Consider the following 257-nt stretch of genomic DNA (forward strand, 5'->3'; position numbering starts at 1 on the left):
TTACAGGTAACTGGGCCAGTGAAAATGGCTTGAGTTGTGCTGCGCTATTACCTGCATCCGGCTCTACTGCCAATATTGTCTTTAAGGTCGAGGCCCGTGACAATGCCAACAATCTTGCCAATAATGGAACTGCGCCCAGTGTCACCGCCAGTTATCAGTCTGCGGCCAGCCCCATCACGGTCAGTAGCCTGAGCGCCAGTCAGAGTGGTATAGGCCAGGCGATCAATGGCAGCTTCTCTGTCAGTGGTTCCAGTGTC

General features: G+C 53.7%; 1 protein-coding gene. It reads left to right on the forward strand.

Going from position 1 to position 257, the window contains the following annotated elements:
• On the forward strand, positions 1-257 hold a 257-nt coding region (locus ACO0LF_RS31775), incomplete at both ends, for a hypothetical protein (protein ID WP_423021447.1).

Origin of the sequence: Undibacterium sp. Di27W (assembly GCF_049340345.1) — a bacterium.
In the GTDB taxonomy this organism is placed as follows: Bacteria; Pseudomonadota; Gammaproteobacteria; order Burkholderiales; family Burkholderiaceae_D; genus Undibacterium.